Origin of the sequence: Streptomyces rhizoryzae, assembly GCF_023155275.1 — a bacterium.
In the GTDB taxonomy this organism is placed as follows: Bacteria; Actinomycetota; Actinomycetes; order Streptomycetales; family Streptomycetaceae; genus Streptomyces; species Streptomyces rhizoryzae.
Genome location: NZ_JALMUV010000102.1, coordinates 1 through 4,659, shown reverse-complemented (window position 1 = coordinate 4,659; position 4,659 = coordinate 1). Strand labels below are relative to the sequence as shown.

Below are 4,659 nucleotides of genomic sequence, written 5' to 3'. Positions count from 1 at the left end.
ACGACAACGTGGGGCGGCCACAAACAACCCCACCGCCGGCACGGCGCGCAACCACAACGAGACCGGGTCCGGCGGAACACCCGCCAAGAGAAACCACCACGTGGGAGGCCAAAGAAAAAGCGGGCCGGTCCGTGGGGGGGATACGGACCGGCCCGAGGGGGGGCTTCCACCATAACCCCGCGGGAGGGGTGCTTTGTGCACCGCGGGGTGTCGGCGTGGCTCGCGGCGGGGGTCAGGGGGCCGCGGCGGCGCCCAGGAGAAGGGCGAGGAAGGCGCCGGTGATCATGAAGGGGCCCAGCGGCATGGTCGCGCGGCGGCCCGCGCGGCGGACCAGGAGCAGGTACGCCGCGTGCACCGCGCCGAGCAGCAGGCCGGCCGCGGCGCCGGTGAGCAGGGTGCGCCAGCCGTACCACCCAAGGGCGACGCCCAGGCCGAGTGCCAGCTTGACGTCGCCGAGGCCGAGGCCGGCCGGGTTGAGGAGGAACAGCAGGAGGTAGCCGACGGCCAGGGCGAGGCCGCCGAGGAGGGCGCGGAGCCAGGGGGCGGGGGCGCCGGTGAGCCAGCCGACGGCGCCCAGGGCGGTGGCCGCCAGCGCGGCCAGCGGCAGGGTCAGCACGTCGGGGAGGCGCTGGACCCGCCGGTCGACGAGGGCCAGCAGGACGGCGGGCGGGGCCAGCAGGAGCCAGACGGCGAGTTCCGGCCGGTGGCCGGCGGCCGCGGCGAGGGCCGCGCAGGCCAGTGCGGTGACCGCGGCGGCCGCCGGCGCGGCCGGTCCGTACGGCGCCCGGCACTCCGGGCAGCGGCCGCGGCCCAGCCAGCCGGTGATCGGGTGGCCGCCGGGGCAGTGCGCGCGCCACGCCTCCCCCGCGTCCACGGACAGGCGGTGCGCGGGCCGGGGGAGCAGGAGGCCGGCGGCGGCTCCGTAGGCGGCGGCGAGGGCGATCAGGAGGGCGGGCACGGACCGACCCTAGAGGGCGCCGGCGGGGGTTGGTACAACGGCGGGCATGGGGAGTTGGGCGGATGGCCGGGGTGTGCTGGCGGGTGCGGGGGCCGGGGTGCCGGTGGAGGTCGCGGCGTCGTACCGGGCGCGGACCCGGGGGCTGCTGGGGCGGGACGGGATCGCGGGGGCGCTGCTGCTGACGCCGGCGAGCGGGGTGCACACGTTCGGGATGCGGTTCGCGATCGATGTGGCGTACCTGGACCGGGAGTTCAGGGTGCTGGCGGTGCGCACCATGCGGCCGGGGCGGCTGGGCCGGCCCCGGCTGCGGGCCCGGCACGTGCTGGAGGCGGAGGCCGGGGCGATGGCCCGGTGGGGGGTGCGGCCGGGGGTGCGGGTGGAGGTCAGGGCACCGGCGTCATGACCGGGCGGCGACGGCCGGTTCCGGTGCCGGTGCGGCGGGCCGGGCGGCCGGCGGGGCGGGGGTGCGGCGCTGGAGGGCGGCGGCGAGCAGCGCGGCGAGCACGCCGAGGAGGCCGGTGAGGGCGCCCACCCAGGCGACGGAGCGGAAGCCGAGGCCGGCGTCGATGGTGAGGCCGCCGAGGAGGGGGGTGAGGGTGATGCCGACGTTGAAGGCGGAGGTGCTGACGGCGGGGACCAGGGTCGGCGCGTCGGGGGCGAGGCGGAAGGCGCGGGCCTGGAGGGCCGGGTTGACGAGGTAGCCGGTGAAGCCGAGGAGCAGGACGAGGGCCAGGGTGGCGGCGCGGCTGCCGGCGGCCAGCGCCAGGGCGGCGGAGGAGAGGGTGAGGGCCGCGCCGCCGGTGACGAGGGTGCGCAGCGGGGCGGTGTCGGCCAGCCGGCCGCCGGCGGTGATGCCGATCAGGCCGCCGACGCCGTAGAGCGCGAGCACGGCCGGGACCCAGCCGGCGGGCAGTCCGGTCACCTCGGTGAGGAGCGGGGCCAGGTAGCTGAAGGTCACCACGGCGGCGCCGAAGGTCAGGGTGGTGAGGAGGAAGGAGAGCCAGAGCCGGGGGCGGGCCAGGCCGGCCAACTCCCGCCGCAGGGAGGGGGTTTCGGTGTCGCTGCCGGTACGGGCGGGGGCGGGGAGGGTGGCGAGGAGGGAGAGGGCGCTGAGGGCGGTGAGGGCGACCACGCCCCAGAAGGCGGCCCGCCAGCCGGCGTGCTGGCTGAGGACCGTACCGGCCGGGACGCCGACCACGGTGGCCAGGGTGAGGCCGGTGCCGACCACGGACAGCGCCCGGCCCTTGGCCTCCGGCGGCACCAGGCTCACCGCGGTGGCGGCGGCCACCGCCCAGAAGCCGGCGTAGGCCAGGGCGCTGACGACGCGGGTGGCGAACAGCACGCCGTAGCCGGGGGCCAGCGCGCCGACCACGTGGCCGGCGGTGAAGACCAGCTGGAAGGCGACGAGGGTGGTGCGGCGCGGGAGGCGGAGGGTGGCGACGGCGAGGACGGGGGCGCCGACGACCATGCCGAGGGCGAACGCGGAGACCAGCAGGCCGGCGTCGGGGATGGAGACGCCGAGGTCGGCGGCGATATCGGGCAGCAGGCCGGAGAGCATGAACTCCGAGGTGCCCTGGGCGAAGATCGCCAGGCCGAGGAGGCGGACGGCGAGGGGCATGGGGGCCTTCCTGGGGCAGACGGCAGTTTTGGATGGATCAGTTCAAAACGAGGGCGTGCGGAGGCGCGGGCCGGGCGGGCCGGGGGTCAGAAGGCGGTGAGGGTGGCGTCGGCCACGCCCTCCAGGGCCGCCCGGCCGACACCGGCACGAGCCGAGACGCGGAGGCCGGCGACCGAGGCGATCAGCAGGTGGGCGAGGGTGCGGGCGTCCTTGCCGGGGTCGATGTCGCCGTCGCGCTGACCGGCCGCGATCACCGCGCGGACCATCTCCAGCCGTACGCCGTAGTCGCGCTCCAGGGTGGCGGCCACCGAGGGGTCGTGCGACGAGACCTCCACCGCGGTGTTGACGACCAGGCAGCCGCGGCCGTCGGGGTGGCGGGTGAACTCCTCGTCGATGACGCGCTGGAGGAGGGCGCGGAGCTTCTCGCGGGCGGTGCGGTCGCCGCTCTCCAGCAGTTCGGCCAGTTCGCCGTTCTTGCGCTGCATGTAGCGGGCCAGGGCGCGCTCGAAGAGGTCGTGCTTGCTCTTGAAGGTGTTGTAGATGCTGCTCCGGCCCAGGCCGGTGGCGTCGCACAGGTCCTGGGTGGAGGTGGCTTCGTAGCCGGCGGCCCAGAACGCCTCCATCGCGGCGTCGACCGCCCGCTCCTCGTCGAACTTCCTGGGTCGGGCCATACGGGAACGCTAGCATTTATTGGATCGAGTGGTCCAATACCCGTTGCGGGGTCGGCCGGGGTCAGCCGCCGCTGCGCGGGAAGCTGACCTCGACCCGGCGGTTCTTGCGCCGGCCGTCCTCGGTGCCGTTGTCGGCGATCGGGTACTGCTCGCCGTAGCCGCGGACCTCGAAGCTCACACCGGAGCCCAGGTCCGTGGCGAGTTCGCGCTGGACGGCGCCGGCGCGCTGCCGGGAGAGGACCAGGCCGTGCGCGGCGGAGCCGAGGTTGTCGGTGAAGCCGAAGACGCGCAGGGCGGTGGCGTGCTGTTTGCGGACCTCCTCGGCGATGGCGCTGATCCGGGCGAGCGCGTCGGTGGACAGGGCGGCGCTGTCCTTGCCGAAGAGGACCTCGGCCTGGAGCGCGAAGGTGATGTTGTCGTTGGTGTCCTGGCGGCGTTCGGAGCCGTCGTCGGTCTCCACGACGGACTTGATGTTGAGCACCTTGGGCGGGGCGAGCGTGGCGCCCTGCACCATCCGCAGCTTGGGGTTGGCGGGGTCGATGCGGACCGGGGCGGTGGTGTCCTCGGTGATGCCGGGCGGGTCGGCGTGGGCGGCGGGGGCGGTGAGGGCAGCGGTCAGCAGGAGCGCGGCGGCGGCCGTGAGGGCCGTACGGGAGGGGGTCATCGCGGGCGGCTCAATCGGTGATCCGGATGGTGGCCGGGGGCATCGTCGGCAGCTGGAAGTCGACCTCGGTCACCTTGGCGGGCGGGGCCGGGAACTGCGCGAACAGGGGCTTGCTCTGGCCGGGCAGCAGTCCGCTCAGGCCCGTCGTGCACAGGCATTCGCCGTCGGTGTCGCGGAGGACGAGGTAGCGCTTCTTGCCGGCCTTGTCGACCAGCGTGGCGCCGGAGACGGACGAGCGGGACTTCAGCTCCGTCTCGGCGGAGCGCCAGTCGATGGCGTTGAAGGCGCGGGTGCCGTGGTTGGTGACGGTGCCCTCGACGGTGACGAAGCCGCCGGCGTCGCGGACCGCGGAGTGCAGGGTGACCACCACGCCGTCCGGGCCCTTCAGCTCGCCGATGACCTTGTCGGCGTCGGCCGCGGGCGAGACGGCGCCGCCGTCGGGGGTGGCGCTGCGGGCGGCCGGTTTCCCCGGCTCCGGGGCCCGCGCATCGCCGTCGCCGCCGCCCCCGCAGCCGGCCGCGAGGAGGGCCAGGCCGACCGCGCTCGCCATGGCGACCGCTCCCCTGGCGGCCTGCGTGGTGCGCCGAATGCTCATGGATGCGTTCCTTCGGTCGTGAGGGGTGGGGGGTCGGTGGACGGCGGCGGTCACCGGGACAGGCGTACGGCGAACAGGTCGGTGGCCGCGGGGAGGTCCTCGGGGTGACCGGGGTCGAGGACCCAGCCCTTGCCGTGGCAGGTCAGGGTGGGC

The 4,659-nt window shown here is 75.7% G+C and carries 6 protein-coding genes; 1 reads left to right on the top strand and 5 read right to left on the bottom strand.

The window, feature by feature from the left end:
* Positions 1–232: 232 nt before the first annotated feature.
* Positions 233–958: an A24 family peptidase gene (locus MUU72_RS34960; protein ID WP_248017492.1), complete on the bottom strand. Its 726-nt coding sequence runs from the start codon at positions 956–958 to the stop codon at positions 233–235.
* A 46-nt stretch (positions 959–1,004) separates the two neighbouring features.
* Here MUU72_RS34960 and MUU72_RS34955 point away from each other — a divergent pair, with 46 nt between their 5' ends.
* Complete coding sequence (locus tag MUU72_RS34955) at positions 1,005–1,361, top strand: DUF192 domain-containing protein (RefSeq protein ID WP_248017491.1); 357 nt, start codon at positions 1,005–1,007, stop codon at positions 1,359–1,361.
* Here MUU72_RS34955 and MUU72_RS34950 read toward each other — a convergent pair.
* The 4 genes from MUU72_RS34950 to MUU72_RS34935 form a co-directional block, all read right to left on the bottom strand.
* A complete protein-coding gene (locus MUU72_RS34950; protein WP_248017490.1) occupies positions 1,356–2,576 on the bottom strand; it encodes a Cmx/CmrA family chloramphenicol efflux MFS transporter in 1,221 nt (406 codons plus the stop codon). The genes MUU72_RS34955 and MUU72_RS34950 overlap by 6 nt on opposite strands.
* A gap of 86 nt (positions 2,577–2,662) precedes the next feature.
* Positions 2,663–3,247: a TetR/AcrR family transcriptional regulator gene (locus tag MUU72_RS34945; protein WP_248017489.1), complete on the bottom strand. Its 585-nt coding sequence runs from the start codon at positions 3,245–3,247 to the stop codon at positions 2,663–2,665.
* Between the two features lie 61 nt (positions 3,248–3,308).
* Positions 3,309–3,911 carry an OmpA family protein gene (locus tag MUU72_RS34940; protein ID WP_248017488.1) on the bottom strand — a complete coding sequence of 201 codons (603 nt, stop codon included), beginning with the start codon at positions 3,909–3,911 and terminating at the stop codon, positions 3,309–3,311.
* Positions 3,912–3,921: 10 nt separating this feature from the next.
* Positions 3,922–4,506, bottom strand: a complete 585-nt coding sequence (locus MUU72_RS34935; RefSeq protein ID WP_248017487.1) for a hypothetical protein — start codon at positions 4,504–4,506, stop codon at positions 3,922–3,924.
* Between the last annotated feature and the right edge of the window lie 153 nt (positions 4,507–4,659).

Excerpts from the sequence above, each read along its gene's own strand:
- MUU72_RS34935 (WP_248017487.1), bottom strand. The coding sequence starts at position 4,506 with ATGAGCATTCGGCGCACCACGCAGGCCGCCAGGGGAGCGGTCGCCATG.
- MUU72_RS34955 (WP_248017491.1), top strand. The coding sequence starts at position 1,005 with ATGGGGAGTTGGGCGGATGGCCGGGGTGTGCTGGCGGGTGCGGGGGCC.
- MUU72_RS34945 (WP_248017489.1), bottom strand. The coding sequence starts at position 3,247 with ATGGCCCGACCCAGGAAGTTCGACGAGGAGCGGGCGGTCGACGCCGCG.
- MUU72_RS34950 (WP_248017490.1), bottom strand. The coding sequence starts at position 2,576 with ATGCCCCTCGCCGTCCGCCTCCTCGGCCTGGCGATCTTCGCCCAGGGC.
- MUU72_RS34940 (WP_248017488.1), bottom strand. The coding sequence starts at position 3,911 with ATGACCCCCTCCCGTACGGCCCTCACGGCCGCCGCCGCGCTCCTGCTG.